Origin of the sequence: Trichocoleus sp. FACHB-591 (assembly GCF_014695845.1) — a bacterium.
Taxonomy (GTDB): Bacteria; Cyanobacteriota; Cyanobacteriia; order FACHB-46; family FACHB-46; genus Trichocoleus.
Map to the genome: position 1 here is coordinate 1 of NZ_JACJPA010000105.1, position 16,860 is coordinate 16,860.

Consider the following 16,860-nt stretch of genomic DNA (forward strand, 5'->3'; position numbering starts at 1 on the left):
AGAGCGAGGATGACAGGAATTGAACCTGTGGCTTCCTGTTTCGAAGACAGGCGCTCTATCCGGCTGAGCTACATCCTCATTGGAAGCATCGACGGGAGTTGCACCCGCTTCTCTCTGACTGAGAACCAGAGCGACTTCTCTAGTCGTCCACGATGCTACAAGGCGGGAATGGACGGATTTGAACCGACGATCTTTCGCTGGACAGGCGACTGCTTTGAGCCGGACTAAGCTACATTCCCAAAGGTGGCGATTCAGTTGTCAAGGTGCAGGATTGCTGATTACAGCAGGAGTTAGAGGAAGCAACGCCGTTCTAGATGGTAGATTTCCCGCAGATGACGGAGTGCTTGAGTTTGTTTACTTGAATGGTTAGATTGACTTCCCTGATTGAATTGCTCGTCTCGAAGAGATGCAGAAGTACGTGGGAAATGAATTTTCCAGTGTTCTGAAAGCTTCGAGAGAAGACCTGTTTTTTGAAGGGAGTGAGCAGCCATTGGATTCGCTCCTTTGTGTCTCATCTCATACTACAGTTGTAATACAATGTACTACATAGTGTCAAGGGGATAGTACAACTTTTTTTGAGAAGCGAGAGGGTAATGGTGGCAACGATGACTAGACTGCCCTCTCTGATTTGGTTGTAGTTGCTAGGCTAGGGAAGAGATGTGTGCTTCACTCATTTGCCACAGCTTGTAGAGGAGGAGTTCAACGCGTTCACGAAGTGTCTCTGAAAGAGAATCGCTCAGCACGGTGAGGAACATTCCTTCGTGAGCTTCCTTACTCTCAGCAATCCAGCTTCCACTCAGACTGACTTCTACAAACTCGTCATCGACTGGAATGACATTCACTCTTCCACGGCACTCTTGCCGTAGTGACAGCTCCAACTGCTCCAGTGCAGGAACATCAGCAGGTAAGAGCAAGGAGGCATGACCAGGCTCGACTTGGAGGGATTGCTCTAAGCGCATAGCGAGAACAACCCGCTGGGCGATCGCTAGTTCTGGAGAGGTCATCACCCGCTCCATGTACAGTCCGCCTTCGGTGTAGTTTAACTTCAACATCGGTCTTCTCCTAAGGCCTCATTTTTGTCTTCAGGTCAGGTGTCAGTGGGTTGCTCTTTCCAGAACTGTTCTGCAAATGCGATCGCAGGGTGAATCGGTGCTTTAGGCTTACTTCTGAGTACCATTCCGGTCTCGTGCAAAAGGCGATCGCCCTTAGCTGAATTGCACTTCTCGCACGCAGCCACTACGTTATCCCAGGTGTGAGTGCCACCTTTGGAACGAGGAATGACATGGTCCAGGGTGAGACGCTTGGTACTGCCGCAGTATTGGCAAGCATGGTGATCGCGACGGAAAACTTCCCGGCGATTCACAGGTGGAACCTTCCACTGCCGCTCCGGATTGCCACTCGTCAAGCGGATGTGCTCAGGCACTCGTAGTACAACACTGGGAGAATGCACTTCCCAGGTCTGGATACTGCTGAACTCTAGTGATTCTGCCTGTCCCGTAACTAGAAGCACGATGGCTCGCTTGATGTTGATGCGTGCCAAGGGGAGGTAGTTCTTGGAGAAGACTACGACCTGGTTCTGGAGTATTGGAATCTTCTGACTCTGCTCTGTGACTGGCATAAAACTCACTCCTCAACAAACAACCCCCACTTCTGATAGCCAGGAGCGGGGGTAAGTAAAGGAAGCTGATGCGCTGTTTCCCTATGTCGGTGTCAGGTTAAACCTGCACCTCCCGCTGCTAGTAAGTTGATCCGGATTGAGTGGTCCGGCGACTATCCCATCAATGCCTTCGTTGGCGGATTTACCGCCGCTAAATCGATATGTCCCCTTGCACCCAAACAGCACCGCTGCTCTGCTCCAACCTCGATGGGGAAGAAAAAGGGCACTGGATAAGGTGGCGAGAAGGCTGTAACTCATAGAAGGCTGGATTACTTGTATTACAAAAGTGGACAAGATAATACTACATTTGTAGTATTATCTTGTCCACTTTTTGAAATTAGGTAGTTCGGTATGGATACACGCAAACCAAGTTCGACTTCGGAAATGCAAGTGACGAGTATCCGACTAGAAGCTGAACTGAAGGAACGACTACGAGAGCTTTCCGGTGAGCAAGGGTATCAGACACTCATTCGGGAAGTGCTTTGGCAGTTTGTGGAACAACGAACAGTACCTGCTGAATCGCGATCGCCTTCCCTTGAGTTCGGGCGATTCTCCTTGGGAGAGGCTTCGCCAACGCCCTCTCAGGCTCCACTTTTGTCCAGGTCAGATATTCGAGCCACTTTCCAGGCGATCACCCAGCAGGAAGAACAGTGCGCGATCACAGGTCAACTAATCCAACCGCAGCAATCCATGTGGTTGGGGCTAACAACCACTGGGGAACTGCTTCCTCTAAGCGTTGAAATTAGACGAGAAGAATCGACAAAGTTATAGCTAAAGTTTGGTGGCAATCTGCTGCCTACTATGAAGATTTGAAGTGAGAAGCAATCGGTCTGTGCAATCAGTGGGATGTAACTGGAACAATCAATCAAGCAGGAATACTGTTCGGTAATTGTGCTACCTCTCATACCCTTTCCGCCTAACAGCACCCGCTATTAAGATAGGGAGATGGGAAGAAGGTAGAACTCTAGAGGTAATGATGAATTTGTTAGGGTGATGATGAAGCTACGCAACGATGCTTATGCCTCTCTGCCCGGATTGCACCTCTGAGCGAACCGTCAAGAATGGCCATATTCACACCGGCAAGCAACGTTACCTGTGCCGCACCTGTGGTCGTCAGTTTGTTGAAAACCCGACCAACAAGACCATCGACACCCCAACACGGGAACTGATCGACCGGCTCTTGCTGGAACGCCTCTCGATGGCTGGAATTGCCCGAGTGGTTCAGGTTTCCGAGCAATGGTTGCAAGACTATGTCACCTGCAAAGCCGCCCAAACGCCAACTCAAGCTACGGTTCGGCCCAAAAAAAGGGGCGGTTGACGGTGCAATGTGATGAACTCTGGTCGTTTGTCGACCACAAGGGCAACAAACAATGGGTTTGGTTAGCGCTTGATGCCGATACCCGTGAGATCATCGGGGCTCATGTCGGTGACCGCTCTGCCCAAAGTGCACAACGCCTCTGGGATGTCTTGCCCACAGTCTATCGACAGTGTGCGGTCATCTATACCGACGATTGGGAGGCCTACCAGCAGGTGCTACCCCGTAAACGGCACCGGGTCGTCAGTAAGTCGAGCGGCAAAACGAGTTACATTGAGCGGTTTAACAATACCCTCAGACAGCGGGTGTCACGCTTTGTCAGACGCAGCTTAGCCTTCTCGAAGAGTCTACGTAATCACATCGGCTTGCTGTGGAATTTTATTCACCACTACAACGCATCATTACCTCTCTAGTACTACCGGGAAGAATATTAGAACTAGTTGACCATCTGAGTTCAGAGGAACTACAGCAGCACTATCGCAGTGCGACAGACCACGTAGAATTGCGTCGTTGGCATCTGTTGTGGTTAGTCTCCCAGCACTGGTACGTCAAGGATGCTGCGGCCACTGTAGGTCTCAACTACGACTATGCTCGAGCCATTGTGCATCGCTATAACCGAGAAGGCACCACCAGCCTCAGCAATCGTCGTCGAGGGCATCAGCGTCCTCGCCGGGCCCTGCTCAATCAAGCACAGCAGCAAGAACTAGAGCAAGCCCTGCAAGCCCCACCCAGCGATGGGGGCCTCTGGAGCAGTCGTAAGGTAGCCGATTGGATAGCTCAAAGCACAGGACGCAGCGAAGTCAGGGTGCAACGAGGCTGGGACTATCTGCAACGTCTAGAGCGGAGTTTGCAAAGCCCGCGACCTCAGCATATCCAAGCAGACCCCGATGCCCAAGCGGCCTTTAAAGAAACTTCTCCCCTCGTCTGAGCCAGTTGCAGCAAGCCTATCCCCAAACGGTGATTGAGGCTTGGGCGATGGATGAGCATCGCTTAGGGCTCAAACCAATTCAGCGCCGTGTCTGGGCTAAGCGAGGGCAGCGCCCGATTGCGCTCGTCCAGCATCGCTACCAATAGCTGTATCTGTATGCTTTCGTGCATCCTCAAAGTGGGCAGACGGAATGGTTCCTCTTACCTAGTGTGAATGTGGCTTGGTTCAATGCGGCACTGACTGCCTTTGCCCAAGCGGTGGGAGCGGGACCGCATCGACAGATTTTGCTGGTGCTCGATGGAGCGGGTTGGCATCGCTCTCCCAAGGTGCTAGTGCCAGAAGGAATTCATTTGGAATTCTTGCCCCTCTACTCGCCAGAACTACAACCTGCGGAGCGCTTATGGCAGTTGAGTGATGAACCCATTGTCAATCGACATTTCGAGAACTTGGATACCTTAGAAGCTGTGCTGGCACAACGATGCCTCACCTTGTCTAACTTGCCTCAGCTGATTCATCAACATACTCACTTTCACTGGTGGAGGGAGGCTGAAAATAGTAGGAGTTTGTGAAGCGGAAAGCGTATCAAACCTCATGACTAGATTGTGGAGATTACCTTTCTAGATGAGCCGAGGGCATGAAAGGGTGTGAAAAGGCGTGATCAAAACACTACGATCGCCTGACCTAACCCAACTTGATTAGATAGCGCACCAAAGCCTGATCCTCGTGCGACTCCTTGTTCAGCACAGGCTTCAACGCTTAGGGTAGTTTCCCTTTTGATTCATGTGCAAAATCGGTAGAATCATAGAAATTGCACATGAATCAAACATGACCAAGCTTCAAGACCTGTAACAAGAACTCGCCACTCTCCAGGCCGAGCGCACGAGGATCAGCACTGAAGGTGAGGCACTGCTAGATTGCTGGATAGCCCAGACCGCTGTGGGTGGCACGGCAAGATCTAAAAATCTCTACTAGCAGGCGAGAAGCTGTAGCCCATTTCTTTCTGGCAAAAAATCTAAATATCTCAGAGCGTCTGAGGTGGCAAAGTTTGCAGTGCTGGCCCCGGCGTGAGACACCTGTAGTACATTCACCAACAGCAACCGTTGCTAAAACTGTGCCTACTTCTCGGTGGCACGATTTCGTTGCAAAACGTCTTGATCATCAAGTCTGTAATCCTCAGACTGACCAGTGTCATCTGTGAAGTCATACTCATAGAAGAATTTCTCTCGTTCTCGCAGTTGCAAATCTGCTAGGCAAACTTGAGAAGGGTCGTCATTAAAAAGGATGCCGCCAGCGTGATAGACACCGTAGTGTTTGCCGTGGATGGTCAACCGATTGAGGTGCTCGTTGCTCCATCCCATCATCATTTGCAAAATGTTATGAAAGTCTGCGATCGTGCTGTCCCCACTCACCAAGAGCCGTCGCCAAATCATCGGGCTGATGCCAATGAGAGAGACGTGAATTTGGTAGGTAGGAGGAACACTAGGTTTAAGCATCCCTCAATGCTACTGCACGTGTTTTCAAGCTTTCCCCAACTTTTATCTCACTTTCTATTTTTGACGATATCATCAGACCCACAGGTGGGACATAACAAGTAGGGTTTCATGAGAACACCCCTTCCACAGCTCAGACTATCCCTATTATCCTCAACACTTTTTTCTTCGTCCTTTACAAGATTGTACTACCTGAAAACTCAGACTGCGGATTAAGGAAAACGACTTGGAGCGATTTCTCACTTCCCTGACACGGGTCATGCTGCTCAATTAAAGTGAAGGGAAACGGTGTCTTGAGCAAACGCGCTTTTGTCTCATGTGAGATTCTAACCCGTCACAAACGAATTAATCGAGGTGACTAAAGCTATTTTTCGTAAGAACTCGTTTCCTATCACGTTATTCATCAGCAGTTGTTGTTCCGAGTCTTTATCCGATTAAAACAGCAATTTCAATTATATTGAAAGTTTTTCACCTTTTAAGTTCTCAATTTAGTATTTCTTGTATTTTCCATACTTTGCTTACTCTAACTAAAATTCTTCGTATAACCACCTTGAAAAAATCCTAAATTCCTAAAACTTTTAGGATTTTTGTAATGAGTTTACAGCTTGGACCTCCTGTGAAAGTAACGTTACGGAGATAGTGTTCGTATTTAATAACATGTATAGAAAGGCGATCACTGCGGTCGTGGTATCCTATTAAAAGGGTAAAATCATACTTTAGCTGACTACTATGAAAATACAAGAAAACGCAATTCCAAGCCTTGCTAGCATTATTGATTTGTATGCTAAATACACTTCTGAAAAAACAATTAGCAATTTAAAGACCACGCTCAAGAAGTACGTTTTGCATTTCTTTAGATTTCGCGGTCATTCTAGAACCAACTTGAAGGACTATCCATCCAAAATCTTAATCAATGATTTCGTAAATAACGCTCAGCAGTACTTTGAGATTACAGCTAAGACTGCTTTAGAAAGTGGCAAAAATGAGCGCACGCTTGAAAACAACCGTAGTAGTCTCAATCGTTTCTTGAGCTGGATGGAAGCTCAATCTTGGTACTTTGAGTTTGTGAGGTTTCAAGACATACCGAAACGTGCCCCCAATCTAAGGGCTAACGTGAATTTAGACGATTTATGTAAGGGAAATCGCAATTATGGTTCTGTTCCCTACAGCCTCAAAGAACATGAGCTTACACCAAAACTAGATAAACAGCTCCAAGCGCTCCATATGTATCTCACGTCTGAGTATATGCCTGCTCGTAAGGGAGATCCCCCTGTACGGAACACAACTTGGCAGAACTACAAAGAATACATTCTCAGTTTTCTCGGGTGGCTCAAAAATGTACAAGAAACGAACTTAGATGATCTAGATATCACGTTACTTGCTGAGAAAGAAACATTGCAGGAGTATCTTGCTTGGCAGTTTACAGCAAGGGGAAATGGCTTTCATCATGCTTCATCTATTTGCCGGACTGCTATGTGTATTGCTAAGTGGCACTTTGGCAAAAACTCAAAAAGAGCAAAATTTGTTGATTGTGATGCAGTATTGGACATTCGAGCAATCCAGAACGAACTTGCTCCACGTATAAAGACAGATAGACGGACAACCTCTCCGGAGGCTTTCTCTAAAAAGTTATTGGATTTAGAACAGTGTCAAGAAGTTGTTGAGTATTTAAGGCGTTGTTGTAGCGAGAAGTGGTCTGATCATAAGCAACGTACTCTCCAAGCAGTGCTGACATCCTGGCAAAATTATTTAATTATCGGTATTCTGACCTACACTCCTGTCCGCCAAAGAGAAATCAGAGAGCTTCAAATCAATAAAAACCTTAGGCGCGAACCGGATGGATGGTGGGTGACGCTTACTTCTGAGGGGCATAAGACAGGTGCTAAAACGGGAAAAGGTAGAGAGTACCCATTATTTGCTGGTCCAGCTAAGGAACAGCTTACGAGGGATATGGATGAGTATATAAAGAAATGGCGCTCCAAAGCCCAACTGAACCATGATTACCTCTTCTTCTTGCGTAGCAGGAATTATCCTGAGCGCAGTGGGATGCCCATACCCGATGCGCAGCACTTAACAAAGGCAGTTCCTCGTGTAATGTTCAGAGCAACTGCAATTTTGTATGGTAAAGAAAATGCGAAACGCCCTAGCCCTCATGATTTTAGGAGAATTTTTGATACTTGGCTCTACACGTATGGTACGCCTGAGGAACAGGATCTGTATGCAGAACTGATGGGACACTCAGTTGAAGAAGCTCGTCGTACCTATGCCATGGTAAGAAGTAGAGACAAGACGCAGCGGGCAGACGAAGCTTTTAATGCTGTTGCAGAACGAGCGAAACGTGTAAAAGCCCAAAGAGAGCAATATAAAATTTGAGTCTGAAGGTACTAAATCTACAAATCTTGGTTGATCTCTGACAAAGAGTTTACCTTGGGTAGGACAACGATTCGCGTTTTTTAGTATCACGACAAGCCTTAAAAACTGTCAGTTCTGGGCACTCGGATGATCAACAGTTTACGAAGGAATACAAGTTTGAGGGTGACAGACTGTCGGTAAAATGTCTCAAATCTGCAAACTTGTTGCTTGATTGAGCCTGCTTCCAATCGATCATTTGTTCTTCAATAGCTTTTGCGACAGAACCTACTGATAGTTAAAGCTGAAGAGCTATCAGCTTCATTGCCGAAAAGTGCAACAATCCTGGTTGCTTTGTAGGATTAACTTGACTTAAGAAGAAATAATGCCTCGTTTAGTTCTTCATTGAATGTAGTGACACAGTAGTCAAAGCATTAAGCACCAAGTAAATGCTGCAAAGCATTTCTAATTCATCGATACAGCAGCTCAATAATCGTGGCTCTAGCACTCTTTCTCTTAGTTCTGCTCTGGCTTTTGGCATCCTATGTTGGACTGCGTCGATCGCTGTACTGGTGGTATCAGCGGCAGACTGCACAAATGAGTGGCGAAGCGGAGTGCATTCGGGAGGATTTGTTGCAGAAGCTATTTGCCATGAGACGTGGTTTAGAGTTAGCGCTCATGGAAAAGCAAGCTCATCCCAAGGAAGTGCAGCACTGGTTAACACAACTTGAAACAATTCAGCACTCACTGGAAGCAGTGACGCATCGGTTAGCACCATCATATCTCGATGATAGTCTACCTCTTGCTGTGCAATTTGTCTTGAAAGAATGGCAGAAAGCCCACCCCACCTTGCCGCTAGAGATGGCTTTGTCGACCGACTGGGTAGCAGAACCGCTGGAGCAACGTCGAATGGTCTTAGCGACCTTAACTGCATGGTTGCAAATCACCGCTGCTCATCTACGAGCCGAGGGAAGGCTTCGTATTTGTTTAAGTCAGAAAGCTCACTCAGGTGAGATGCTGATTCAACTGACAGCACCGAACCGTTTTGACTTACCCTCCGGTGTTGCCATCTCAGAGTTAACCAAGCTTCAGCAAGCTTTTCAGGTGCTAGCTAACGGCAACTGTTACTGTCAAAAAAGCGGCTCAACAGTTACTTGGTGTTACCGCTGGCGCTCACTTTAATGTTCAGTTCACGTTTATAAACTTTAAGAGAAATCATCATGAGTCAAGCAGTATCCAAAGCAGTCATGAAATTTCTGGTCGTTGATGATCACGAATCTGTGTTAAATGGCACAGTGGCCGGACTGAAGTGCCAGTATCCAGAGGTTGAGATTCAAACGGCTCAGACGGCTCAAGCGGCTCATGATTGGATTAAGAAGGGTCAACCTGACCTCTTAGTGATGGATCTCTCAATACCCGATGTGACGGGAGCGCCTGCCCAAACGGACACAGGCATTCAACGGCTCAAGACCTTGATGAGGGAATATCCAACGCTCAATATTGTGGTGCAAAGTGCCCGTACACAATCGCTAGTACGCCTCAAACCCGCCATCAGTGAACATGAGGGTGGCTTCACAATTGCACATAAGGGACTATCGTTACTAGAGATGCTGAAGTTGGCAGATTGGGCACTGAACGGGGTCAACTACACACCTAAGGACATGCGAACGCGGCTGGAATTGAAACACGAATGGTTGGACGTGCTGAAGCTGGCCTTTCATGAAGGTTTGCAGGACAAAGAGATCGCTAAACGCATGAGCGTGGCAGAGCGGACTGTGCGGCATTACTGGACAAAAATTCAGGACGCGCTGGAAGTGTACCCCGACGAGGGAAAGAATATTCGCATCCAAACAGAGATTCGAGCGCGGCAATTAGGGCTGATTGATTAGGAGTTTCACAGCTTAGAATTTGGCTTTTCTACAATGAGCTTGGCTAGGAGTCATAGTGAGCGCTTGGAAAACAATCAGAGATGGGCTTGCTGCTTGGTGGCACGTTGCATTACCAGGAACCATCATTATTGGAATCGTGACAGCCGCTCGCTTGACCGGAATGCTGCAATGGCTGGAATGGAAGGCGTTCGATCAAGGCTTGCGGCTACGTCCGGCTGAACCTGTAGATGAGCGTATCCTCATTGTTGGCATCAATGAAACGGATATTCAACGCGCTCGCACTTATCCCATTTCTGATGACATTCTTGCCGCCCTACTCAAGGAGCTGCAAGCGAATCAAGCAGCGGTAATAGGATTAGATATCGTTCGAGATCTGCCTGTCCCACCTGGTCATACCGCGCTGGTAGAAGCGTTCCAAAACCCGCGCGTGATTGCAGTCGAAAAAGTATTATACCCGCCAATTAAGCCACCGCCAACGCTGCCGTCCGAGCAGATCGGGTTTGTCGATGCTTTGCTAGATGCAGATAGGTCGCTGAGGCGTAGTTTACTTGGCACGTCTGACTTACGGAATAACTGGCACTTTTCGCTGACGTTACGGTTGGCAGAAACTTACTTAGCCACACAGCATGTTGCCCTTGAGAATGGCATTCGCGATCCTGGAGCGATGCGGTTTGGTGGGGTGGAACTCACCCGCTTTCAGCCGAATTTTGGAGGTTACATCAGCACGGATGCGGGTGGTAATCAGGTGATGCTGAATTTTCGCAGTGGACCCAAGCCGTTTCGGATCGTGTCGCTTCAGGATGTGCGGAGTGGCAAGGTTGATCCAGCCTGGATTCGCAATCGAATTGTGTTGATTGGCATTACCGCGTCTAGCGTCAAAGATGTAGTCAATGTAAGCGCGATCGATCGCGATAATCCAGCCCAGATCTATGGTGTGGAAGCGCAGGCGCATGCGGTCAGTCAAATCGTCAGTGCCGTGCTGGATCAGCGTCCATTGTTCAATGCCTGGGCAGATGGTTGGGAATATATCTGGATTGTAGGCTGGGGCGTTGTAGGAATTTGCTTGGGGCGGGTTATCCGCGCCCCGTTTGGGCTGATGCTGGGGTTAGCAATCGCCTGCATCACCTTAATCAGCATCAGCTACGGTTTGTTGCTGCTTGGCTGGTGGATTCCAATGGTTCCGGCACTGCTGGTGCTGCTGCTGAATGGGGCGGGGCTGACTGTTTTCTATCGGTATGAGCAGGATCTGCGATCGCGGCTGCAAGACCGTCAACGTGTGATCGATCACACGTTCAACGCGATTCACAATGGTCCGCTGCAAACGCTGGCGAGTTTGATGCGCCAGATGCAATCGCAAGAGCTGTCGTCGTCACAAATCCTCGTTGAGTTACAGCAGTTGGATCGTGAACTGCGCTCGGTCTATGATTCAGTATGTCAGGAAGCCCTAGAGCAGAGTCATCATTTTCATTTGAGCTACGAGTGTGAGTTAAACTTGCAGGAGCCATTGGATAAGGTGCTGCAGGAGGTATACAGCAGTGTGATGGAGCGGGACTTGCCCTGCTTCAAGGCGCTCAAAGTGCAGTTAGTCACGTTTGAAGCGTTAGACGAACGTTATCTGAGCGTGGAGAAAAAGCGGTCGCTGTGTCGTTTTTTAGAAGAGGCGCTATGCAATGTGGGCAAGCATGCGGTGAATGCTACGCGCTTAGAGGTGCGGTGTAGTTACTCTCAAGGATGTAATTTGCTTCAGGTGATGGACAACGGTAGTGGATCTAATCCAGCACCACCGGAAGGAATGGGAACGCAACAGGCAAAACGCTTGGCGAAGCAGTTGCGGGGAAAATTTTTGCGAGAAGAGCGATCGACGGGTGGCACACTATGTGAGTTACGTTGGACGGTGAAAAAAGCCTGGTTTTGGTCACGGTGATATTTTTACTGCTCAGTTCGCGGCTCATCACGAGCTTGCCGTGGGATAGTCGGTCCAAACCGGCTCTCGTCTTGCGCGAAGTGGCGAATCCGTTCAAACTCCGGTTTTGCCATCGCTGTCTAGTATTTGAGCAGAATAGGTTGTCGCTAAGGTTTGCTTAAAGACCTCAAGGATTGTTGAACTTTGCTCGGCATGAACCGAGCGGGCATATTTCAATTTAGCACCCAAGCGTCTTACAGTTCAAGAAACAGAGGCCAGTCTGAGACGCTCTTTCCTAAGTGAACTTCGGCTAGTTTTATGACAAAGTGCGCTGAAAGGCAAGACTCGTTTCACCTCATCAACAGTTGTAATACCCTGAGTGATTTTTTCGATCGCCGCGACGCGGAAGGAAGCGAAATCGCTCTCATACAAGTATTGTTGCAGTTCGATCGCCGAGCCTTCATAAATAATTTGTCTGATGGTGTCGTCTACATTGAGCACCTCAACGATTGCTTCCCGACCCAGGTAGCCTGAACCAAAGCAGTGACAACATCCACGGCCCTTTTTCCAACCATGAATCTTAGTTTCCTCTATGGTTAGCCCGAGAAATGTAACCTCTTTTTCTGTTGGACTATAAGATTCCACACAGTGAGGGCAAATTCGACGAACGAGCCGTTGAGCAACAACACCCAAGAGAGCATCACTAATCAGTCCAGGATCAGGACCAATATCTTTAAGCCGAGGGATTGCTCCAATAGCATCGTTGGTATGTAGTGTTGTTAAAACTAGATGTCCAGTTAAAGCAGTTCGTACAGCCGTTTCTGCTGTTTCATGATCGCGAATTTCACCAATCATGACGATATCTGGGTCTTGTCGTAGAATGGCTCGTAGACCCGCTGCAAACGTCATGCCAGCCGCCTCGTTCACTTGGGTTTGAGTAATTCCAGGCAAGATATATTCAACTGGGTCTTCAATAGTGATAATGTTGACCGCTTCTTGGGCAATCGCTCTCAGACTCGTATACAGCGTACTGGTCTTGCCTGAACCAGTTGGTCCTGTCAGAATAATCATTCCTTGAGGTTGCTCTAACCAGCTTTGGTAGAGAGGACGGGTGCTGTCGGAAAAGCCCAAATCATTAATGGTCTGAAACGAGTTTTGCTGTCGCAGGAGTCGAAGAACGGCTTTTTCTCCTGCTTCTCCTTTGGTGCCGCTGACACAAGGCAATGTGCTAACTCGCAAATCTAAGCCTTGGTCTTGCTGTTGGGTATTTGTATACTTCTCGCTAATTCGTCCATCTTGAGGGCGGCGGCTATCAGCAATGTCCATGTCACACATCACTTTGAGCGCCACGATGACCTTGCGGCTATAGTCGGACGGAAGCGTGGTGATATGCCGGAGAATGCCATCAATGCGATAGCGCACTTGCAAACCTGATTCAGTCGGTTCCAGGTGAATATCACTGGCACGATTTCGCAGGGCAGAGGTAATAATGGTTTTGATCCGTTCAATTTGATTGCCAGTACGAGATAAGCTGAACTCAGTTGCTTCTGAAACGTCTTCTATCTCGGTTTCACCCGTCAACGGATTGATGATTTCAGAGGCATCGAGCTGATTGTTGATTAGGTTTTGCTGCCGGAACCACTCGCGATAGCTCTGAGCTGAAATTGGAATAATCGTGACGTCTGTGTTCAAGCGGTAGCAGAGTTGATTCACAGCTTCTGGAGAGACTGGTACTGGACTACCCAAGTAATAGCAGTTTTGCCAGAGCAGCAGTGGAATGACTGGGAGCGAAGTCACACGATCGCGCAGTTGGCGAAAGAAACTCATGCATAACTGCTCATCCAATAATGACAGCGCTAAATTTGTTTCGTGAACTATAGTTTGAAGCGCTACTTCGAGGGTAACTGTACGGCACTTCAACTGCTGTTGTAGAGAAATAGTCATGAGTATGAAACGACCATTTGTCGATTAAAGACTGGCTTGAAGAAAGGATGCGATCGCACTCGCATATCCATCTCTGAGTGCGATCGCTATCCCTACGGGTTTTCACAGGAACTATGTAAAATTTAGCGACGGACGTAGATGTAGTTATCTACCGAGTTCGCCTGGATAGTGCGTGTTGAGTACAAGTAACCGTTGGGAAATTGAGGGGGATAGTTGTAGCTGGATTCAGAGATCAAGATCGTGCCATCAGTATTAACTTTCTCCACCACAGCTACGTGATTCAAGCCAACCCATTGCGCGATCGCCCCGACCTGAGCCGTTTTACCTGTTGGAATGCTGGCATTATGAGCCTGGGTAATCCAGTAGCTCGCATTGCCAGTGAGCCGAGTGAGATCATTTGCGCCATACCCAAGTTCTCGCAGTCGCCCATTGGCATACCAAGTACAGTTGCCTTGGGAGTCGAGTGTCCCACCAACTGACGGAGGTGCAAAGGTTTTCCAGAAGGGATTATTTTCGCGATAAGCAGGTGAACTCCAGTTAACAGTGGTCGATGGTGTGACAATAGCACTGCTTTTCCACCGCTGGTTGGGGATGGATGGATCGAGGCATTGCCACAAGTGAACTTTGCCAAAATTGGCGCGATCCGGAGAATCTACACAGAGGTTAGTACCTGTGCGTTGAATTCGGTTATAGCCACCGCCAAGATCAATCACATTGAAGTTTTGGTCGGGGTCATCGGCATTGCAGCCCCAAACATTTAATTCGGCACCATTTGATAGATAGTGGGCGTTCAAGCAATTACCCGTAGAGCGATGCTTGAGGAGGATACCGCCACGATTTCCAGGTAGGCGATCGAACTGTTGATCCGGGTCGCTGTCGTTGCGCTGCCAACTTGACATCCGGGGCTGTCCATCAATTTTGCGGAATTGATTGTTGGTGTTTAACGCCATCCCACCATTATCAGAATCGACTGAAAAGGTTTCGGCTGCTTGGGCTTTTGTTGCAGATGCACCAATCAATCCTAAAAATACGAGAGTACCAATGGATGCAGCAAATTTGGAGAGAAGCTTAGATTGCGTTGCCATTGTCAAAAGTCCTCAATTAATGAACTCAAAAACTTAGAAATTCCGGAAAGGAAAGCTTTACCAGCGAAGCCTTGCAGCTGATATCGATGTCAGGCAAACTGTGTTGCCATCGATATCCTCACGGCAAAGGTTTTTGTTCTGTGAAACAGGCTGGTTCCAGTACCGCCAATCAAAAGTGCGCGGCTTCTGTTTGCATTTGCGTTGAGCTTCTGGATTTGGCGGATTACTGTCAGAATTAGCTACTGGCTCGGTTAAGCAGCTAACAGATTCTGTTGCAGCCGATTCGGGAGGGTCGAATCCCCCCGCCCCTGCCGGAAGGGCAAGAACGTTGTGGTAAACGAGAACACTGACAACGGTCAGCGGTACCAGACGATAAAGTTTGGGTGGTTTCATAGAACAACCAGAAAAACGGTTGGCTAGCTGGGTTTTAATCCGCACAGAACCGTCACTCGTGAATGCCTCAAAGCGTCACAGTGAAGGCGTCTCGGGTGGTAAAGGGGTATATTGAACTCGATTGAGTAGTTGAAATCACACCAACGGCAGTAGCACCAACGAAATCAACCTACGGGTGTGGATGACGTTGTGAGCAGAGCGTAGTAAGCCACTCACTTGCCTTGCACTTGAGGTTAGAGTTGTTGCATTGGTGAGATCAGATGGATTACTTAAAGCTGTAGGAGCGGTGTAGTTAAAACCGTTCTTTATGGTCGCCCCCTGCGTTAAGGTAGTTGACTTACACAGTAGAGAAACGCTCATACAGACTCACGTACCGTTTCTGCCACGCTGCTGGCTGTCTTTTGACAAGGCAAGGGCACAATCGCGTGACCTACTTTACCGAAAGATGCCAGGGTACAAGGCTGGCTCATGCTTAAGGGCAGCGAGCACTGACGGCTAATGGTTTCTACCAAATTTCAATTACGTAGGCCCTTTTTGTATGCAATGTCTGCTGAACTAGAGGGAGCCGAGATCAAAAAACAGGAGTAGATCGCCACGAGAGAGATGACAATTGTGTATGAGCTATCAAGAAGATTTGAAACGGGCTAAGGCTGCCTGCTTACGAAAACCTCCGCTTGCAGTTTAATAATTGTCGCGGATGCACTAGGCGATCAATGGTAGCCACCGTCATCATCGAATCGGAGAAGATGCTATCCCACTGGCCGAAAGGTTGATTGGCCGTGATCAGCAGACTCTTGCGTTCATAGCGGTGAGCCATGAGTTGAGACAACACTGATGTTTCCGCTTCTGTCTTCTTGAACTGATTGCGGCGATCTTCAACTTTGAACTTGCTACCTCTTCATGATTCACACAAAAGGTCTCATCTTGCCTGAGCTGACCCAAAGAGACGCAAAATTTGTTATTGCTGGTAGCAACTGCTAGGTTGTCTGGGAGTGAAAAGTGCCGTTATTGATGATGTTGATTGCAGAAATCAACATCACCTTTGACCGCAAATAATCTGGCTTAGTCGCTTGCACTTCAGTATTGTGATAAAAACTTGTATTCCTCAACCAACTGATATGACTCAGCACCCACGCTTCAAATCGCATCGGTTCTGGACTGCTCTCAGCTCAACAGCTACCTTCCAGCGTGCAACGGTTTTTGTTGGTGTTGTACTCCTCTCGTCTTTTGCGATCGTCCCTATGGTCCTAGCTGGCTACAAACCGCCTAGATCTTCCAGGCCTTCTGGTTCAACGATCGCAACGACAGTTAGAGGCGAGGGTTCTTGTGAGGCAGGAACGAAAGGAACGCTGACTGCCCTTGCCCCTCTGAGTCATATAGGGCAAACAACAGCAACGCATCCAACCTTCGCCTGGTATGTTCCAGATAACCAGTCGTATTCGATCGAATTTACCCTCTACAGCCGTACCAGCAGTGGCAAGCCCGTCTTGCTGTACCAAACTCAATTCAAGAGTAAAAAAGGCATCATGCAATACTCCTTGCCAAACAGTGAAGCTGGCTTAAAAGTTGGGCAAACGTATCTCTGGCAAGTAGCGCTCCTGTGCAACCCGGATTCCCCTGATAAAGATCAGGTATTGCGGACAGACGTTGAAGTTGTCGCAATGCCAGCCGCATTAGAATCGTCTCTGGCAAAAACATCTGATAACTCGCAGCGAGCCAACTTGTTTGCCAAATTTGGCTTCTGGTACGATGCAATCGCTGAAGCATTGAAAGACACTAAAACGAAGTCGGTTACGATTTCGTTACTAGAGAATCTAATCAATGTAGAAGCAACAGGGACGCCTGATAAAGTTAAGCAGCAGCACGATCGGCTCCAGCAAGTGCTCAACGCTGAGCAACAGTGAGCT

Annotated in this window: 17 protein-coding genes, 2 tRNA genes and 1 pseudogene; 10 read left to right on the forward strand and 10 right to left on the reverse strand. The window is 48.2% G+C overall.

Annotated elements, in window-relative coordinates; translation table 11 throughout:
* Nucleotides 1-4 precede the first annotated feature (4 nt).
* The 4 genes from H6F90_RS21530 to H6F90_RS21545 all read right to left on the reverse strand — a co-directional run bounded on the left by H6F90_RS21530 (nucleotide 5) and on the right by H6F90_RS21545 (nucleotide 1,618).
* Nucleotides 5-78 (reverse strand) — tRNA-Arg (locus tag H6F90_RS21530).
* Nucleotides 79-163: 85 nt separating this feature from the next.
* Nucleotides 164-239, reverse strand: a tRNA-Asp gene (locus tag H6F90_RS21535).
* A gap of 402 nt (nucleotides 240-641) precedes the next feature.
* Entirely contained in the window at nucleotides 642-1,052 is a 411-nt protein-coding gene (locus H6F90_RS21540; protein WP_190554259.1) for an alr0857 family protein, read from the reverse strand.
* Between the two features lie 35 nt (nucleotides 1,053-1,087).
* Nucleotides 1,088-1,618, reverse strand: coding sequence for an HNH endonuclease (locus H6F90_RS21545; RefSeq protein ID WP_190554260.1), 531 nt, complete (start codon nucleotides 1,616-1,618; stop codon nucleotides 1,088-1,090).
* Nucleotides 1,619-2,008: 390 nt separating this feature from the next.
* On the opposite strand from H6F90_RS21545, the gene H6F90_RS21550 reads away from it, so the two are divergent.
* From H6F90_RS21550 to H6F90_RS21570, 5 genes are all read left to right on the forward strand, one after another.
* The gene (locus H6F90_RS21550) at nucleotides 2,009-2,428 is read left to right on the forward strand and encodes a hypothetical protein (protein WP_190554261.1); all 420 of its coding nucleotides are present in this window, start codon (nucleotides 2,009-2,011) and stop codon (nucleotides 2,426-2,428) included.
* Nucleotides 2,429-2,675: 247 nt separating this feature from the next.
* Nucleotides 2,676-3,385 (forward strand): IS1 family transposase gene (locus H6F90_RS21555; protein ID WP_370588067.1). Its coding sequence is split into 2 segments (ribosomal slippage): nucleotides 2,676-2,961 and nucleotides 2,961-3,385, totalling 711 coding nucleotides; the frame shifts between segments, so codons are not numbered across the junction.
* Complete coding sequence (locus tag H6F90_RS21560) at nucleotides 3,343-3,900, forward strand: transposase (RefSeq protein ID WP_370588068.1); 558 nt, start codon at nucleotides 3,343-3,345, stop codon at nucleotides 3,898-3,900. The genes H6F90_RS21555 and H6F90_RS21560 overlap by 43 nt, the downstream gene beginning before the upstream one ends.
* Nucleotides 3,901-3,905: 5 nt before the next feature.
* Nucleotides 3,906-4,046 carry a hypothetical protein gene (locus H6F90_RS21565; RefSeq protein WP_190554262.1) on the forward strand — a complete coding sequence of 47 codons (141 nt, stop codon included), beginning with the start codon at nucleotides 3,906-3,908 and terminating at the stop codon, nucleotides 4,044-4,046.
* Nucleotides 4,047-4,064: 18 nt separating this feature from the next.
* Nucleotides 4,065-4,469, forward strand: a complete 405-nt coding sequence (locus tag H6F90_RS21570) for a transposase (protein WP_190554263.1) — start codon at nucleotides 4,065-4,067, stop codon at nucleotides 4,467-4,469.
* Nucleotides 4,470-5,015: 546 nt separating this feature from the next.
* On the opposite strand, the gene H6F90_RS21575 is transcribed toward H6F90_RS21570, so the two are convergent.
* Nucleotides 5,016-5,393, reverse strand: coding sequence for a plasmid pRiA4b ORF-3 family protein (locus tag H6F90_RS21575; RefSeq protein WP_190554264.1), 378 nt, complete (start codon nucleotides 5,391-5,393; stop codon nucleotides 5,016-5,018).
* A gap of 726 nt (nucleotides 5,394-6,119) precedes the next feature.
* Between H6F90_RS21575 and H6F90_RS21580 the strand changes: the two genes are divergently transcribed.
* From H6F90_RS21580 to H6F90_RS21595, 4 genes are all read left to right on the forward strand, one after another.
* The gene (locus tag H6F90_RS21580; protein WP_190554265.1) at nucleotides 6,120-7,763 is read left to right on the forward strand and encodes a site-specific integrase; all 1,644 of its coding nucleotides are present in this window, start codon (nucleotides 6,120-6,122) and stop codon (nucleotides 7,761-7,763) included.
* Between the two features lie 471 nt (nucleotides 7,764-8,234).
* Nucleotides 8,235-8,921, forward strand: a complete 687-nt coding sequence (locus H6F90_RS21585) for a hypothetical protein (RefSeq protein WP_190554266.1) — start codon at nucleotides 8,235-8,237, stop codon at nucleotides 8,919-8,921.
* 38 nt (nucleotides 8,922-8,959) lie between these two features.
* A complete protein-coding gene (locus tag H6F90_RS21590) occupies nucleotides 8,960-9,628 on the forward strand; it encodes a response regulator (protein ID WP_190554267.1) in 669 nt (222 codons plus the stop codon).
* Nucleotides 9,629-9,683: 55 nt separating this feature from the next.
* Nucleotides 9,684-11,552: a CHASE2 domain-containing protein gene (locus tag H6F90_RS21595; RefSeq protein WP_199296092.1), complete on the forward strand. Its 1,869-nt coding sequence runs from the start codon at nucleotides 9,684-9,686 to the stop codon at nucleotides 11,550-11,552.
* Nucleotides 11,553-11,792: 240 nt separating this feature from the next.
* On the opposite strand, the gene H6F90_RS21600 is transcribed toward H6F90_RS21595, so the two are convergent.
* The 5 genes and pseudogenes from H6F90_RS21600 to H6F90_RS21620 form a co-directional block, all read right to left on the reverse strand.
* On the reverse strand, nucleotides 11,793-13,475 hold the full coding sequence (locus H6F90_RS21600) for a GspE/PulE family protein (RefSeq protein WP_190554268.1): 1,683 nt from the start codon (nucleotides 13,473-13,475) through the stop codon (nucleotides 11,793-11,795).
* A 122-nt stretch (nucleotides 13,476-13,597) separates the two neighbouring features.
* Nucleotides 13,598-14,560, reverse strand: a complete 963-nt coding sequence (locus H6F90_RS21605; RefSeq protein ID WP_190554269.1) for a CHAP domain-containing protein — start codon at nucleotides 14,558-14,560, stop codon at nucleotides 13,598-13,600.
* A gap of 57 nt (nucleotides 14,561-14,617) precedes the next feature.
* Nucleotides 14,618-14,953, reverse strand: coding sequence for a hypothetical protein (locus tag H6F90_RS21610; RefSeq protein WP_190554270.1), 336 nt, complete (start codon nucleotides 14,951-14,953; stop codon nucleotides 14,618-14,620).
* A 135-nt stretch (nucleotides 14,954-15,088) separates the two neighbouring features.
* Nucleotides 15,089-15,313 carry a hypothetical protein gene (locus H6F90_RS21615; protein ID WP_190554271.1) on the reverse strand — a complete coding sequence of 75 codons (225 nt, stop codon included), beginning with the start codon at nucleotides 15,311-15,313 and terminating at the stop codon, nucleotides 15,089-15,091.
* A gap of 284 nt (nucleotides 15,314-15,597) precedes the next feature.
* Nucleotides 15,598-15,809 (reverse strand): annotated as a pseudogene (locus H6F90_RS21620) (ATP-binding protein); the annotation flags it as partial.
* 262 nt (nucleotides 15,810-16,071) lie between these two features.
* Between H6F90_RS21620 and H6F90_RS21625 the strand changes: the two are divergent.
* Nucleotides 16,072-16,857, forward strand: coding sequence for a DUF928 domain-containing protein (locus H6F90_RS21625; protein ID WP_190554272.1), 786 nt, complete (start codon nucleotides 16,072-16,074; stop codon nucleotides 16,855-16,857).
* Nucleotides 16,858-16,860: the final 3 nt, after the last annotated feature.